The organism is Halorientalis persicus, assembly GCF_900110215.1.
Lineage (GTDB): Archaea > Halobacteriota > Halobacteria > Halobacteriales > Haloarculaceae > Halorientalis > Halorientalis persica.
Map to the genome: position 1 here is coordinate 1 of NZ_FOCX01000031.1, position 15,176 is coordinate 15,176.

Genomic DNA, 15,176 nt, shown 5'->3' on the forward strand with positions numbered 1-15,176 from the left:
TGCCCGTTTGAACGCCTTACACAGCGTCGAAGGCGCGGGAAACTCCCCGCGTTGAAGGTTCAATACCGCTCGAACACGCTCCATCTCTTCGGCCCAGTCGAGGACTTCCTTGTATTCTGCACTCATATGTTCGCGCAGATAGAGCAAGACTGCGTGCTTCCAGCCGGCAAACCCGTTGCCGGCTGGATCACTCAGTTCCATCAGCGCAGCGTCAGTAAGCTTTTGAGCGAGTGAAGCCACTTGCCTCACGAAGCGGAAGAGGGTGTTGGGCATAACATTACTCTCCCGCTTCATACCCGTGATTCTAACGACCTATCCCGGCGCCGTCTGTGGATTCAATTGAGCCGTGAGAAATCAAATTGATGACCCACTCGATTTATACTCGGTTGGATGAGCCATCTCAGTATTATACAGCAGTGGACAGATTGTACATAAAGTAGGGAAAATTCACCTGACGGAACGGCACCGGCCTTTATATCGGCCCGGTGAGAGTTTTTCGGATATGGTCTCATGGCGGTTGCTGCAGGAATTTGGTGATGAGCTGGGTGTCCCCAATGAGGAGATGCTACGGGTCAATATTTTGGCTGATGGTGGCTATCTCGTTCAGAACGCACCCCCATTTCTGAACTTTGAAATCCCGGACGGGTTCGGCAGTCGACGGACATGGCTCAAAGAATATCCGTACGTGTTTACCCCGAGACCGATTCCGTCAGTCTCTCGTAGGGGCGGCCCAATTGGTGTCGTAGATTGATGCGCCAGGCGAGTATTCACGTTTCTGAGGGATGGTCTCCAGGCCGGAGACCATCCCGTCTCGCCTGTCTATGACTTCTTCGGAGCCTACCAAGGAAGAAATCCTTGAACGTCTGGCTGCGCTTGAGGAAGAAAACGAGAAGCTCCGTGAAGAGAACAAGCGGCTGAGAGCCAGGCTCCGGTGGTACGAGGGACCGCATTCGCCACCGAGCAAGGAACAAGCCGATGAAGAAGAGTCGTCCTCGTCCGGCGGGGACGAGGACGACGAACAACCACGTACTGACGGTGGCACGCCCGGCCGAAAATCCGGACATGACCCGGAATGGCGCGACGCTCCTGATCCAGACGAAGAAATCGAGGTCACCTGCGACTGCTGTCCAGAGTGCGGTGAACGGTTCGACGAGTCGGCGGGCGTCAGCCCCCGACTCGTCGAGGAACTCCCTGATCCACAGCCACCGGAGGTCACACAGTACAACCGCCACTACTACGAGTGCCACTCCTGTGGTGCTGAGACTGTCGCCTCACACCCCGACTGCCCCGATGAGGGGCAGTTCGGGGTGAACGTCGTCGCACAGGCAGCACTCTCTCGGTACGATCACCGTCTTCCCTACCGGAAGATCGGCGACCGTTTCGAGCAACTCCACGGACTGGAGTTGTCGGGCGCGGCCGCGTGGCACGCGACCGAGCGCGCTGCGCGCGCCGGTCGCTGTGGGTACGAGCAGATCCGCCGCCAGATCCAGCAAGCCGACGTTGTCCACGTTGACGAGACTGGCATCAAACGCGACGGCGAACAGGCGTGGATCTGGACATTCACCACCGAAAACCACACGCTGTACGCGGTCAGGGAGAGTAGAGGGAGTGATGTTCCCGCAGAAGTCCTCGGCGAGGACTTCGCGGGAACGGTGGTCTGTGATGGCTGGACGGCGTATCCGGCCTTCAGCAGCAACCTCCAGCGGTGTTGGGCACATATTCTCCGTGAGGCTGAAGACGCCGCCGAGAAGCAGGCGGAAGGCGAACCGATCTATCGTGCTCTCACACAGCTGTACGTCGCTCTCCAGACTCGGCTGGAGAGCGACTTGACCGTGCGTGAGCGAGCAGAACTCCAGCGTGTAGCGCGGAGAGAGCTTGAATCGCTGATAGAGCGGTCAGTTCCCGACGGACCAGTGGCAACACTACTCGGCAAGATCGAAGGAGGTCTCGACCACTGGCTCACCTTCGTCGGTGAGCCAGCGGTCTCTCCGACGAACAACGCCGCCGAAAATGCGCTTCGTGAGCCGGTGGTTCTCCGGAAACTCATCGGAACGCTCCGCAACGACCGCGGCATGTTCGTGCATGAGACGCTGCTGTCCCTGCTGGCGACCTGCCGCCAGCAGGGACGCAATCCCTACGAAGAGTTCAAGCGAATCGCTCGAAACAACGAGATGATTTCACGAGCTCAGGCTGTACCCGCTGTTGCGTCCTCGAGGTAAACACGTACGAATATCCTACTAAGGGAATTACATTCTGCAAAGAGCAATATGGGTCTGAGGCAGCTGTTGCAGCCACACTTCATTGTGTTGCGAATGAGGTCATCGATTTTACTGGGAGCGATAATGCTACTGGCTTCAGCATCCTCGCATCCCATATCGATTCATTTCTAAAGGAGATTGCAACACCGTCGATCGAAGCTGAGGTTGAGCGTGTCAGGACGTATTTTGAAAACAGCGAAGGTGACGATTCTGTCTTTGCTCATCTTGACAGTACAGACGGGCCAGACACGATGCAGTTGAAACGAATTGAAAAAACGCATCATGCTGATGAGTCTCCGTACTACTTCTGCGATAATTGTGGTGAGAATCTTCCACAGCCATTCCAGTACCGCTGTGATCAGTGCGGGGCGCGACTCCCTGGGTGGCCGCCACTGGTGCATGCGGAAGGTGAAGAACAAGGGAAGTCACGATGGCGCCAGCAATTGAATGTCCGTGTCATCAGTCAAAACAAAGGCGAGCAATTCCTCGTGTTACGGGCGACGAAGTCCCTTCCAGGGTGGGTAGAATCAGGCGGGCGTATCGGGCATATCACAGAACATGGGTTGCATACCATCGGACGAGTTGTCAATACTGATGACAAGGATATCCAAGTGGACTACGGGAACTCGCCTGCCGCTAGCTTTGTTGAGGGACAGGAAGTGACAATTTGTAGTTCAGAGTCAAATATAGCGATTACGCAGCAGCTCGGCTTCCTATTCGAAATGCGCCGGGGCTTCAGTGACTGGCTGACAGCAAGCAACCCTGACGGGGCGGTTGAGAAACTTGCTGTGAATGCGCCTCAATTATTCGAGACCTTGGATCAATCCAGCCTCAGTAGCGGTGACTGGGCGACACCAACGGATTGGCAAAGTCTTGATGACTTCGAGCTTGATCCGTCTCAGCAGGAGGTCCTTGCAGAGATTCTTGGTCTTGACGAAGGGGATGTCTCGGTCGTTGTTGGCCCACCGGGATCTGGGAAAACGGAAGTGATTGCAAAAGCTGCGGATGAGTTGGCAACAGCCGGTGAGCGCGTCTTGGTCACCTCGCATACCAATATCGCGGTCGACAACGTTATTGAGAAACTTGCATCCCAGGATCGGCATCATGTGGTTCGTGCCGGCCGTCCGGAAAAACTCTCGAAGGGATCTCAGGAGTTGATGCTATCGAAGGTCATGGCCAATAGTGATGATACCCAAGTCACTGAGCTTCTGACAAAGGTTGACGAGTTAAAATCGAGAATCAGCGATTTGGGGGAAGCAGAGAACCCATCTTCTGCTGAGCTTGACAGTAAGCAATCTCAGTTGGCAGAGGCACGGCGGAATGTACGGGAGCTTCAAGACAAGGCAGAAGCAGAATCAACCCGCAATGCTGATATCGCTGGTGCAACCATAATCCGTTCCCACCTTGGTGGACTGGCCAGCGTTAATTTTGACACGGTGATTATTGATGAGGCGAGTCAGATCACGGTCCCGATGGGCTTGCTGGGAATGGTCAACGCGAAAAAGTGGGTGGTAGTGGGGGATCACAATCAGCTACGACCGGTTATCAAGACAGCATCTACTTCTGATGGGAGCCCGCCTGCGGACGCCTCATTGTTTGCATTCCTTCGGAACCGCCATACCAGTGAACAATGGTTGGACCATCATTATCGTAGCCATGAGGATATCATTGGTTTTGCTCAAGAGCAGGTCTATAATAAACAAATATCCGTCGCAGACAGTTGCCCTCAGGGATTCACACGGGATCTTAATGACAGATACAAAACAAAGGCTGCGGCAGTCGCAGCTGGGCCACCGGTAACGGTTGTAGATGTTGGTGGCGAACAGGCTTGGCGGAGGCAGTTCAGCGGAACGGTGAATCCTACAGAAGTAGGTGTTGTCTCTGAGATCGTGAGGACCCTCGTTAATATTGGCGCTGTTGCACCAGATGAAGTCGGTGTTATCACACCGTATCGTGGTCAACGAAGTCTTATCGCTGATGAACTCACAGATTTCGGGAGGGTTGAAGTTTCGACTGTTGACGGCTTTCAGGGCCGAGAACGGGACGTGATTGTATTCAGTGCAGTCAATACAAAACGCGGCGGATTGGAGTTTGCTGGGAATCCAAACCGGTTCAATGTCGCTGCGACACGACCAGAACAGCGGTTCATCATGGTCGGGAACAGATCAAAGATTCGCTCGAATGCTCCTGGAGGGAGTCACCTCCGAAGATATATCGAATATGCAGGTGAGAATGGCGGTGTATTTGACTGGGAGCGTGCTGACTGGGTAGCTGGAATACCATCGGGTCGGATTACGGTCGCAACGACGGAGAAGTAGAATGAAATAGGGTCTGCTAGGAGTGTCATTGAATGTGGGAAACCACTACAGAGAAGTGATTGTTCTCACTTATTCTACAGTTTTTGTTGGTGACATCCGCTCAGTAGTGAACGCTGGATGTGAATAATGAGCAGGCATAGAACCCCGAATCTTTACGCGGCTACCCCAACGGCTGTTGACGGCGATCGAAATCGGTCGCTGAACGACAACAGAGTGGATCACATTAGCTCGGGCATCGCCGACCCAACTCGCTTCGAATATATCCAAGTCGAGAAGACGACGACGCCGGCATAGAACCACAGTCTCGCCGAGGACTCAAGCCTATAAAACAGATCCAGGCAGGAACCTCACCCATCGTACGCGTCGACAATTCGGCTATCACGGTCGAGTTGCGCTTCGAGTTTCGGGCTCCGGTTTTCAATGACCAGATCCTGGTTTTTCCAGTGGGTGCCGTTTTTACCATTCCAAACCCCATACAGCGTCGCCTTCGGAAGCACGAGGACACCGAAGATGACAGCTGCAACGTACAGCAGCTCACACACCGTTTCCCACTGGACAGTGGCCCGCTTCTGAACGTTTGCCGGAAAGGCGACCTTCTGAGCTTTGACGCCCGCATCGTTGGCGCGTTCGACGAAGCCTGTGTCGTTGCTGAACAGCAGGACTTCCTTCCGGTGTTCGTTCTGGTAGTTGACGTATCCCTGGACGATCTCGCCGTCACCGGTGTCGCTGTACGCGAAATCAGTCTGTCGTCGTGCCATCAATCGGCGGAACTGATACAGTCCGAGGAACCCCTCACGGTTCTCCCCGGCGGGCTGGTTGTCCAGACGCTCGAACTCGTCGCCGAACGCTCGCGTCAGCTCTCGGGTGTCGTAGTGCTTGTAGTGCCAGTCCAGTTCCTCTTTGACGCCCGAAGAGAGGACAAAGCCGGTCACGGGCGGTCTGCCATTGGATTGGTCGTATTGCTTGGCACCGGGATCAAGGTCCAGAACCGAGGGCATCTGCCAGCCGAAGAGGTTGGTGTCGATCCCGGCCATCACAGGATCATGTCCAGCCTCCAGGTCCGGCGTGCCGTGTCGACGGAGAAATTCATAGATCTCGTCTTTGTTGGCGACGTCGAACAGCCCGCCGGCGATCAGCGTCCGCACATATGTCTGGGGGTCGGGCAAGTCGTCGTAGGCGGCGTCACCGTACTCGCGCTCAACCTCAGCGCGTCGGTCCTCGTACTCGTAGCGATCGGCGGTGACGCTCACGGTCGCCTCGGTCGTGTCGTCGAGTCGGATCCGCAGTAGTTCCCCGATTTCGTCCGATGGATGTTCGACCGTGATCGTGGTTTGCCCGAGGTCGTACAACCCGTTGAGCAGTAACATCAGGGAGGAGCGTGCCAGTATCATTAGAAGACCTCCGTGAAGTCGACGAGGTCTACACCGGGCCTGGGAATCTCGGGATAGACTCGATTGTAGTAGTCGCTGGAGTGGAGATGCAGGTAATATACGTGGTCGGCGCCGAATTGAATGCCGGCCTGGAAGGCGATCGCGGACATGAACTTCCGACCGGGTGTCACGTCGATTGCGACCGTTGCACCGTCATCGTGAGCATCATTGACCGCATGTCGGTGGTAGTCGACGATCGCTTCAAACTCGCGTTCGGAGTCGATCGTGATGCGGTCGATGTCGGGTTCTTCACCCGCGTGTGCGGCGACGATCTCTCCCGCCAACTCGGCCGCTCGCGCACTGCTCTCGCGGACGGTGGGATTGTCCAAGATCCGGACGACATCGGGGACGTACCCAGCTCCGGTGCAGGCCGCCGTCAGTGGGTTCACGACGGCTTCGATCGTCGGACTCGCGGTCGTTATCCAGTAGTTGGGAGTACCGTCTGAGTCTGATGATGACATTGGTAGGAATGAGGACTACGCCGAGTAGTTGGGCTATGTTCAGCGCTCTGTCAGAAGAGTCTTCGCTCGGTTACGGATCGTGTGCAGCTTCGATCTGAGCGATAGCCCACATGGCGCGGGACCGAACGTCTTCGTCGTCGTCCGTCTCGCTGACCGTTTCCAATTTCGACAGTGCCGTGTCGTCGCCGAGGTGACCGAGCGCCCAGCACGCGTTTTTCCGGACGACTGGGTGGTCATCGTCAAGCAACGTGCGAAATCGCGGAGCGAGCGAGGCCACTTTGGTCGGGAAGTCCTCGGCGACGCGAGCGAGCGCCGCACTCGCGTTGATCCGCGTGTACGTGTCGTCGACGGTCAGCAACGAACCGATGTCGTCGGTGTATGGTTCGACGACATCGGCGTGGACCGTGGCGACGTCACCAATCAGTCCGACGGCGTTGTTTCTGAGCTTGCGATTGTCGGCATCGAACAGGCCTGCGACATCGTCGACGGTGTCGAGTCCGGTGGCCGGGTGTTCACCGACGATGCGCCCGAGTGCTGCGGTCGCGTTCAACCGGACGGGATCCGGGTGCGTGGCGTCGGCGATCACATCACCGAGCGCACCGGCCGCCGGTTCGACTGCTTCCGGAAACTCCTGGGTAACACAGGAGAGTGCATACACTGCATAGGGCAACCCGTCGGCCTGGTCTTCGATGACGGTTGCGAGCGCGGGGACAGCGTCGACGGCGTCGGCCGGATCACCGTCTGCGATCGCGGCGATACATCGGACGGCCTCGCGTTGAACCGTGTCGTCGGCCGCACCGAGATACCCCCTGATCTCGTCGGCCAGTTGTGCGATGTCAGCAGGGTCGGTGTCGCCGATCGCTTGGAGCGTTCCGAGTGCATCGGCTGGCGTGGCGAGATCGTCACGCTGTAACAGTGACCGGAGGATCGGAATCGCTGGCGTGCAGTCCTCGGGGCGGTCCTCTGCCAGAATGTGCAACGCTCTGAGCGCGTCTTGCCGGGAGTCTTCGTTTTGATTGTCCAGCAGCGTGAGGACCGCTGAGACAGTGACTGCGTCGGGTTTCGCCTCGGCAAGTCGCCGGAGCGCGGTCGCGCGTTCGGTTGGCGTCTCGGCGGCCGCAGTGAACGCCTCTGCCGGTGGGTCGACAGTCGACAACTGCTCGACGGCGTCGACGCGCACTGAGAACGGCTCTGCAAGCGGCGAAGTTGGGTAACACCGAATCGCCGGTGCAGCAGCTGGGCGCTCGACCGTCCGTTCGATCACCGATATGTCGGCCAACAGGTAGGTGCGCTCCGAACCCTCATCATCGTACCTGAGTTCGAACGCCGGCGCGTCAGCATACTCGTCGATGAACTCCGCGAGATCGGCGGCGTCGACCGGGATGATGCCGGCACTTGTCGGATACCCACCGTCAGCGACTGGCTCACGAACCCAGGGGAGGTCCGGATGAATTTCGCCGCGTTCGACTGCTGGGACGAACTCCCAGGCGTGGTAGTGGTCCCACTCGACAACGTCACCCAGGTCAAGGTCGTCGACGACGACGTATTCGTCGGCATCGGGATGCAGGTCGGCGATGAGCGACAAGCGCTCACGACGCGTCGGGAATCGTTCGTAGTATCCATCGGGCTGTTTGCCGCCGAGCCACTCATCCCAGTTGTCAGCGTGCCGACCGACGACGTCGACCACGCCGGGGATCGCCGCTTCCTCGGCCAGGTTCTGATTCCCGATCGCGTACACCATGTGGTCGGTCTCGTGGGCGAGATGCCGGACCCACTCCAGCGGCACGGCCTCGTGTCGCGGGTGCGGGTTCACGTCGACGGTCCAGTCGCGATCGAAGGCGAACACGTGCATCGGTGAATTACCTCTCGGTTTCCTGGTTCATGTCGGGGTTTCTGTTCGAACCGTGCTCGAGGAGCGTGTCGAGCAGCGCCAGTTCCTGATCCATGTCGTCGTCGCTGACCGCGTGCATCTCGTTGTCGAGGTACGATCGGAGTTGCTCGAACCGAGCAGCGTACTCCTCAGGGACCGCCAGCGGCACGGATTCGCGTTCGTGCTCGCCCCGCTGGTCTGACAGCAGCCAGTCGTCGACGCCGTTGGTCGACGCAGCACGCTCGTGGACGTTCTGCGCCCAAGAACGGAGTTCCCTGGCGTAGCGGGACAGCGCGACGGCCTTCCGAACGCCGTCGTGATCGTACGACTCCGTGCCGTCGGGGAGCGCGACGGTCACCCGCTGGGAGTGCTCGCTCCCGTCGCGTTCGGTCCACGACGCGACCAGGTCGACGTTCACCGCCCCAGCTCCGCCATCCAATCGGAGCAGAACCACGCCGCCGCGGGCTTCCCCGTCGTCTTTGGCTGACGGGAACAGCGTCGTGACGTGCATCAGCTCCCCGGTCGCGTCGTCGGCCGATGGGGAGCCGTGCACGGCGGCGATCTCACACTCGTCGGTCTCAAGTTCCAGGCCAAGGTCGTAGACCAGCGGCGTAACCATGTACGCAAACTCCTCGCCTAGCCGCTGTTCGAACTCCGCCGCCGAGTGAACGAAGTAGTAATTCGCGCCCCGAATCCCCGTCAGCGCGTCGGCGAGTTCGGCATTGGCGTCCAGTCCCATCCCGATGAATGTCGTGTGGATGCCGCGGTTGGCCGCGTCAGCGAACAGATCTGTGAGTTCGGTCTCGCCGGTTGCGCCCATATTGGGCATCATGTCGGTCATGAATACGACGCGCCGTTCGAGGTCCTCGCGGGGTTCGCCGTCAGCGAGCATGTCCCAGGCGGCCTCGAACCCGTCTTCAAGATTCGTTCCGCCGCCCGCACTGACCTCGCGGATGTGCCGCCGGATCGCGTCCATATCTGTCGATCCGACATCCCGGAGCGGTTTCGCGACGTGCGCCCGGTTGTTGTACAGCACGACACCCAGCCGGTCGTCGTCGCGGAGTTGCTCGGTCAGCGCACACAGTGATTGAGTGGCGGCTGCCAGTTTCGTCGTCGCGTCGTTCTCGGCCTCTCTTTTCCGCCCGTGTTCGTCGTAGTAGTACCCGTCGAACTCGCTGTTCATCGACCCGGAAACGTCGAGCACGGCGACCAGATCCAGCCGGGGGCGTTCGAACTCCGCGACCGAGAGCGTCGAGTCCAGCCCGACCGACAGATAACGCTCGGTTTCACCGGAAATCGGGTGTTCGCTCACGGCCGCCGCGTATCGCGGCGCGAACAGCGCATCCGTCTCCGTCGGCGCGCCCGTCTCGAAGTAGTAGTCGTAGAACAGCCCCTCGTCGCTGATCGCCTCGGGTTGTGGCGTGTAGCCGCTCTCGACGTTCTCCCGGAAGTTCGTGACGTCTTTCGCCCCGCCAGCCGCCAGCCCGACCGTCTCCGAGCTGGCCACATCAGCGCTGGCCGTTGGGGCCGGACTATGCATCACTTCTGCCTCGTCGGCCGTAGTGTCTTCGTGGCTGCGTAGTTCGCGCCGACTGACGTGCCGCCCACAGGCGTCACAGACGTAGTCGGGAGCGGTAACGGCCTGGGTTTGGTTATTCTGGGGGCGCGGTTGCCAGTCGTCGACGTTCGTGTCGTCGTCGCGCACCGGCGTGACAGTCGTCTCTTCGTCTACGACACCGAACACGTCCGTGAGGTCCAGCGACGTAGATGCCTCAGCGACCGCCTCATTGACGGCGTCCGCCGTCATTCCCTCTCGAAGTCGGTCGCCACAGTCCGGGCACTCCGCGGGCGCAGATCCGGCTGTGTCGATGGGTGCACAGCCGACGATATCGTGGAAGTCGTACTGGTTGCCGGTTTCGAGGCCGCCGATCGGGCTCCGCGCCGGAGTGACGAGCAGTTCGTGTTCTTTCCCGTCGTCGGTACTCACGACGAGACGTTGGACGGTCTCGTAGCTGCTTTCGAGTGTACGCTGTGTGACGAACTCGACGGTGAGATCGCTGCGCACTCCGTCGCGAAGGTCAGTGTGATTCGAATTCATTGATCGGACTGGCCGCCGTGCCCCGGGCGACCGACGGGCGTTCGACGAGCTGACACGCGATCCGCTGCGAATAACCAACACCGCTGTGTTCCTTATCGTCCGAATACATACATTGGTTTTCGCTATAATGATTTAAATCTGTCGACAGTCGATACGTCGGTGTCGCTCTTATATCTATAACACACACTACAGTGTAGGTTATCGAATTTCGCAGATAGAGAGGTGTGGCTCCGTCAGTTCCCAACGAGAAATCGTCGTTTCTACGACGTTAGTTCGGTCAAAAAAGCCATTACAATGGAGTTCGTGGCCATCGATAGAGAATTCCACATGGCTCTCGACGCGGGCGACAGCCTCATTCGATCGCTACACGATCACAACCCCTGGTGGGACAAGGGAGCAGCCGCGTTTTCCTTACCTGACCGCCACAAGAGCGACTTCTACCACCTAGCGCGTCCTGACGAAGCAGGTTACCGCGTCGAGGACCAGCAGCTGTTCGCACTCGTCGGTCGCGGCGGCGTCGGGAAAACAACGCTCCTGCACGCGTTCATCAAGCACCGGATCGAAGCCGGTGACCCACCGGAGCGGTTTCTATACCTCCCCTTCGACGCCGACCCACTCTACCAGCTCGACTCCGACGACCAGCTCCGACAGGCTATCCGCTACTACGAGACAAGAATCCTCGGCCGTGCGGATAATGACCAACAGGAAATCGTGTTGCTCGACGACGTTCACCGGATCGAACACCCGAACAAACCCGCAGTCGACGGCTGGGGAACGGTCGTCTCAGAGTTACTCGCCGACAACCAGGACCGCCACGTCGTCGTCACGGCCAGCGCCGGCCTCCAGGTCGAACGCGAACTGGACCGTGTCGGCTTCGACAAGGACGCTTACGACACCCAGCCTGTCCTCCCCGAGAAGTTCCGCGATTACGTCTTCTCGGTGTATCCCGAACTCGAAGAAGGTGACACCCGCGTCAGCCCCAGTTCACTGCGAACAGGCGAACGTAGCCTCTCAGCAGCGATCGAAACCGAAGATGTCGGCCCGCTGATCGACGAGATCGAAGGCAAGTACGAACAGGTAGCGGCCGACGCCCGCCGCATTCAATCACAGGTCGTGGAGTACCTCGCAATGGGCGGCGTCATCAGCTACGAGCGCGAGGGCGTCGTAGAGTCAGCGCGAGACCTCACCGCCGACGACTACGCGCGACTACGCGACGACGTTCGTAACGCGCTCTACCAGGAGGTCCCGGACTTCGAGTCGATCAAGACCATCGCTGACCTGGAACGCCTCTGTGCGCTCGCCGCTCGCAATCGCGGTGTCGAACCTATTCGCTACCAGGAACTCGTCGACCTCTTCGACGTGGATCGGCGAACGATCGCCGACAGCTACCTCTCGGCACTCGCCGAGCTATACGTGCTGACCGGCGTCACCGAGTATGACAACAGCCGCCCCCGATCCGTCCAACTGTTCCTTCGCGACACTGGGCTGGTGACGGCACTCGCCGACGGCGACCCAATGACCGTCCGGAACGACTTCGACCGGGAGGCGGAACTCGCACGCGTCGCCGCGTTCGACCACACGATGCGCTTCGCGTACGGTATCAACATCCAGCAAGGCAACGACCTAGACCCGACCGTCCAGTACTGGCGCGGCAGGAACGGCGAGGTCGACTTCGTTTTCGAAATCGGGGGGACGCCAGTCCCCGTCGGCCTAGCCTACCGGCCCGGCGAGCGCGACGACACACTGGCAGCCGTCGAGGAATTCTCCAGTTCCTACGACGCTCCAGTCGGATTCGTGCTGACCGGCGACACAATCCGTGGCTCCGATCCGATCAGTGAGATTCGGAACGGTATCATCGAACTCCCGTATTGGCTGTATCTCCTGCTTTGCTAGCAATGAATTGTCCATTCTAGCGACATCCTTGGATACATGGGATAAGTTCGGTTCGCGCCAGATCCGACTTATAAAATATAAGTACTGAATCGAACTGCTGTTTCATATTGGGAGTCTTAGCTCGATAGACAGTTAATAAGGGAGTATGACCAGTTATTCTGATGAGAGATATCAAACACCGGTTTTTCACCTGGCTTACCCCTTTCGATCCGCTTGGTACTGAAAAACGGAATGAAATAAATCTGGCAAATGGATTACATTTGCTAAGAACGGCGTGCGAGATACAGAGGCTGAGTTCAGCATTTTATCCGGTATTTAGACAGATTATAATACCGAGCTACGTACCGTCGTCGGTTTCAGAATCTAAGATATCTTTAGCAAGATTCTGAAGTTCTTCTCCCCTCTCGTTTTGATAATCAACCTCCGGCTTTTCAATTCTCGTGATCAAACTAAGATCAGTATAATCTTCCAGCCTTGTGTTGTTTGATGAAGAATTCACATTTAACCGCCATTTGTCACCACCAGCATGGTCTAGTATTAGATCAAATTTCGGTGACATCAAAACATTGTTAGGTACTACACGAACACTCTGATCGGATGGACCTAAGAAAACATGATACAACGGCTGATTCGCTGATTTGGTCTTCTCCCATGAACCTTGGAAATATCCGGGGGGACCTTCAGGCTCCCTAAACCACTTGTAATAGTGGAGATATATCGTACACTCTCCCACATTCGTATTTACTTTCCATTCACTTCCTCTTACTTTGACCACATCTTGGATTTCAGTACGATATTTCAAATTCTTGATGAATGCTGTTTTCCGTTCTTGAGGCGATGGTTTATCTGAATTAGACATATATTTCCGATAGTTAGATAATTGGATAAAACATTCCCTCTTTACTCACACATAGAAGTCTCTCGGAGCGACTTACCGTTACTCACGAGCGGACCTTTCGCATCCAGTCATCTAGCTTCTCACGGTAGCCGGTTTTGTCTGGTTCCAGCAGTGCATTGAGCGTGTTGAACTGTCGAGTAGTCGCCTTTGGAGAACGAGATTCGTTGTCCTCTGTGAGAAACAAGTCTCCACATCATTGCTCATATCCGGCCAAATCTGCTACCAGTTCTGGATCGCCCCTGCCCACGGTCTCGACTGGCACGAACACCATCATCAATATCCGAGTGATAGAGGATCGTATTACTCACCGAGTAACCCACAGTAGACTACAGAAAATCGGGAAGCTCGAGCTTTTTTTCGATTCCGCTCTACTGGAACCCGATATTCGCAGGATCGTTCGTCCGCTCGAGTGTGACTTCGAGGATGCCGTTATTAAAACTCATCTCCGCGGACTGATCGTCGACGTACGCTGGCAGGTCGACGCGCTTGATGACCGGTCGTGGGTCCCGTGCGACACGGATCGCCAGGTTCCGCCCGTCGCACTGGATATCAATCGCTTCCTCGCTGGCGTCTGGAATATCTGCGACGACACGGAGTTCATCGTCGTACTCGTGGATATCAACAGGCTCCGTCTCTTCGCCAGCCATCCCAGACATCATGTCGTTGATCTCACCAAAGAGATCGCCGAACGGATTGTCATCGTCGTCCGGATTCCGTCTCATCACTGGTTATAGGCCCATCAAGCGGATAAGACTTCGGTGTAGGGCTACCGTAGTCGTGAGTTGATTGGGTTCAGCAGCGAATTGCGACCGACAGGCGTCTAAACTATCGAACGATGTCGACATCCATCAACTGATGGATCGATCGTTTGTCGAAATCGTTCTTGTTTCTGGTCGCAAGCGTTGCACCCCGTTCTCGGGCGATCGCCGCAATGAGCAGATCAGCGGTGTCAAGAGAGGTACCCACATTCTGAAGTTTTGACTCCATCTCTGCCGCTTCGGAAGCGGCGTCTGCGTCGAATGCTCCGATCTCATCAACACGCTTTTTCAGCTGTTGCCGTCGACGGTTCTGCATTGATGGGTTGTAGAAGCTCAGGAACTCGTAGAGGACGACTGCGGGCACGATCCACTGTTCTGTCTGGTGGTTCGACAAGTACGAGACAACATCGGGGTCAGGATGTGGCCGAACAAAACCGTCAAGGACGTCGTTGTCAAGGCAAATCATTCCAACCGCTCTTTCCGCTCTTCGAGCGACTCGTTTAGCTCCTCGCGCTTTTGTCTCATGTGCTCGCCGACCCCTTCATCGGCGAATCCAGCCATTTCCTCGACATCTTTCTCCGTCCGTGCCAGTCGGTCCAGTAGGTCATCAAACGACTCCCCCTCTCGTTTTCTCGCCTCAAGCTTTTGCTTGGTCTCTTCCGAGATCCGGATAGAACTGCTCATGTTGAATACAACGTATTCGCCCACTGTAGGTGTTACGCCGCAATTGGCACTGGCGGCATGACGCAAAAACACTGTAAGTGACGTTTCAGCCTCCCTGGTGGGATTTCTCTTTTGGGACAGTCGAGTAGAATACCACTCATAGCCTCCGACTGAGTACTATCACTCGTCGGCCACCAGTCGGTCGATGCTGTCGACACAGACCGCGTCGGAGAGCCGCTCGCGGAGATCCTCGACGGACGCGGCGCTCTCGATAGTGACGCCGACGGTCACGAGCGTCGCGGTGAACCGCGGTTCGAGACCGCGAAGTCCATCGACGGTGACCGCGCGGACGCCCTCGATGCGACCGAGCCGCTGTTCGGCGTCGGTCGCGAGGTCAGCCCCGGCGCTGTCGGGGATTCGGACGGCCAGCACTGCCGTCACGGTCGTCGTGGTCTGTTCAGTATCGGTGTCTGTGATTGCCATGTGTGTCACCTCCGTTGGAGAGCGGCGCGAGAATCGACCCTTGGGA

12 protein-coding genes and 1 pseudogene are annotated in these 15,176 nt (G+C 57.5%); 3 read left to right on the plus strand and 10 right to left on the minus strand.

Annotated features, from left to right (window positions below):
* A pseudogene (locus tag BMX17_RS20645) lies at nucleotides 1-294 on the minus strand (IS5/IS1182 family transposase); the annotation flags it as partial.
* 527 nt (nucleotides 295-821) lie between these two features.
* Between BMX17_RS20645 and tnpC the strand changes: the two are divergent.
* Together tnpC and BMX17_RS20655 are read left to right on the plus strand one after the other, a co-directional pair.
* On the plus strand, nucleotides 822-2,219 hold the full coding sequence (gene tnpC / locus BMX17_RS20650; protein ID WP_244515073.1) for an IS66 family transposase: 1,398 nt from the start codon (nucleotides 822-824) through the stop codon (nucleotides 2,217-2,219).
* A 290-nt stretch (nucleotides 2,220-2,509) separates the two neighbouring features.
* The gene (locus tag BMX17_RS20655; RefSeq protein ID WP_211611406.1) at nucleotides 2,510-4,576 is read left to right on the plus strand and encodes an AAA domain-containing protein; all 2,067 of its coding nucleotides are present in this window, start codon (nucleotides 2,510-2,512) and stop codon (nucleotides 4,574-4,576) included.
* A gap of 347 nt (nucleotides 4,577-4,923) precedes the next feature.
* On the opposite strand, the gene BMX17_RS20660 is transcribed toward BMX17_RS20655, so the two are convergent.
* The 4 genes from BMX17_RS20660 to BMX17_RS20675 form a co-directional block, all read right to left on the minus strand.
* A complete protein-coding gene (locus tag BMX17_RS20660; protein ID WP_092663679.1) occupies nucleotides 4,924-5,967 on the minus strand; it encodes a PIN domain-containing protein in 1,044 nt (347 codons plus the stop codon).
* Nucleotides 5,967-6,467 carry a CRISPR-associated ring nuclease gene (locus BMX17_RS20665; RefSeq protein WP_092663681.1) on the minus strand — a complete coding sequence of 167 codons (501 nt, stop codon included), beginning with the start codon at nucleotides 6,465-6,467 and terminating at the stop codon, nucleotides 5,967-5,969. Before BMX17_RS20665 ends, BMX17_RS20660 begins: the two co-directional genes overlap by 1 nt.
* Before the next feature lie 70 nt (nucleotides 6,468-6,537).
* Nucleotides 6,538-8,319, minus strand: a complete 1,782-nt coding sequence (locus BMX17_RS20670; protein WP_092663683.1) for a HEAT repeat domain-containing protein — start codon at nucleotides 8,317-8,319, stop codon at nucleotides 6,538-6,540.
* A gap of 7 nt (nucleotides 8,320-8,326) precedes the next feature.
* Complete coding sequence (locus tag BMX17_RS20675; RefSeq protein WP_092663685.1) at nucleotides 8,327-10,435, minus strand: vWA domain-containing protein; 2,109 nt, start codon at nucleotides 10,433-10,435, stop codon at nucleotides 8,327-8,329.
* 327 nt (nucleotides 10,436-10,762) lie between these two features.
* On the opposite strand from BMX17_RS20675, the gene BMX17_RS20680 reads away from it, so the two are divergent.
* Nucleotides 10,763-12,328: an ATP-binding protein gene (locus BMX17_RS20680; protein WP_170845502.1), complete on the plus strand. Its 1,566-nt coding sequence runs from the start codon at nucleotides 10,763-10,765 to the stop codon at nucleotides 12,326-12,328.
* A gap of 337 nt (nucleotides 12,329-12,665) precedes the next feature.
* Here BMX17_RS20680 and BMX17_RS25395 read toward each other — a convergent pair whose 3' ends face one another.
* The 5 genes from BMX17_RS25395 to BMX17_RS20700 form a co-directional block, all read right to left on the minus strand.
* Nucleotides 12,666-13,187 carry a hypothetical protein gene (locus BMX17_RS25395; protein ID WP_139203625.1) on the minus strand — a complete coding sequence of 174 codons (522 nt, stop codon included), beginning with the start codon at nucleotides 13,185-13,187 and terminating at the stop codon, nucleotides 12,666-12,668.
* Nucleotides 13,188-13,594: 407 nt separating this feature from the next.
* Complete coding sequence (locus BMX17_RS20685) at nucleotides 13,595-13,948, minus strand: Hsp20/alpha crystallin family protein (RefSeq protein ID WP_092663689.1); 354 nt, start codon at nucleotides 13,946-13,948, stop codon at nucleotides 13,595-13,597.
* Nucleotides 13,949-14,051: 103 nt separating this feature from the next.
* The gene (locus BMX17_RS20690) at nucleotides 14,052-14,450 is read right to left on the minus strand and encodes a type II toxin-antitoxin system VapC family toxin (protein ID WP_092663691.1); all 399 of its coding nucleotides are present in this window, start codon (nucleotides 14,448-14,450) and stop codon (nucleotides 14,052-14,054) included.
* Nucleotides 14,447-14,668, minus strand: coding sequence for a DUF7557 family protein (locus tag BMX17_RS20695; RefSeq protein WP_092663693.1), 222 nt, complete (start codon nucleotides 14,666-14,668; stop codon nucleotides 14,447-14,449). The genes BMX17_RS20690 and BMX17_RS20695 overlap by 4 nt, the downstream gene beginning before the upstream one ends.
* Nucleotides 14,669-14,827: 159 nt before the next feature.
* Nucleotides 14,828-15,130 (minus strand): hypothetical protein, encoded by a 303-nt coding sequence (locus tag BMX17_RS20700; protein WP_092663695.1) that lies wholly within the window; start codon nucleotides 15,128-15,130, stop codon nucleotides 14,828-14,830.
* Between the last annotated feature and the right edge of the window lie 46 nt (nucleotides 15,131-15,176).

Coding starts and splice junctions, on each gene's coding strand:
- tnpC (WP_244515073.1), top strand. CDS start 822: ATGACTTCTTCGGAGCCTACCAAGGAAGAAATCCTTGAACGTCTGGCT.
- BMX17_RS20655 (WP_211611406.1), top strand. CDS start 2,510: ATGCAGTTGAAACGAATTGAAAAAACGCATCATGCTGATGAGTCTCCG.
- BMX17_RS20660 (WP_092663679.1), bottom strand. CDS start 5,967: ATGATACTGGCACGCTCCTCCCTGATGTTACTGCTCAACGGGTTGTAC.
- BMX17_RS20665 (WP_092663681.1), bottom strand. CDS start 6,467: ATGTCATCATCAGACTCAGACGGTACTCCCAACTACTGGATAACGACC.
- BMX17_RS20670 (WP_092663683.1), bottom strand. CDS start 8,319: ATGCACGTGTTCGCCTTCGATCGCGACTGGACCGTCGACGTGAACCCG.
- BMX17_RS20675 (WP_092663685.1), bottom strand. CDS start 10,435: ATGAATTCGAATCACACTGACCTTCGCGACGGAGTGCGCAGCGATCTC.
- BMX17_RS20680 (WP_170845502.1), top strand. CDS start 10,763: ATGGCTCTCGACGCGGGCGACAGCCTCATTCGATCGCTACACGATCAC.
- BMX17_RS25395 (WP_139203625.1), bottom strand. CDS start 13,187: ATGTCTAATTCAGATAAACCATCGCCTCAAGAACGGAAAACAGCATTC.
- BMX17_RS20685 (WP_092663689.1), bottom strand. CDS start 13,948: ATGAGACGGAATCCGGACGACGATGACAATCCGTTCGGCGATCTCTTT.
- BMX17_RS20690 (WP_092663691.1), bottom strand. CDS start 14,450: ATGATTTGCCTTGACAACGACGTCCTTGACGGTTTTGTTCGGCCACAT.
- BMX17_RS20695 (WP_092663693.1), bottom strand. CDS start 14,668: ATGAGCAGTTCTATCCGGATCTCGGAAGAGACCAAGCAAAAGCTTGAG.
- BMX17_RS20700 (WP_092663695.1), bottom strand. CDS start 15,130: ATGGCAATCACAGACACCGATACTGAACAGACCACGACGACCGTGACG.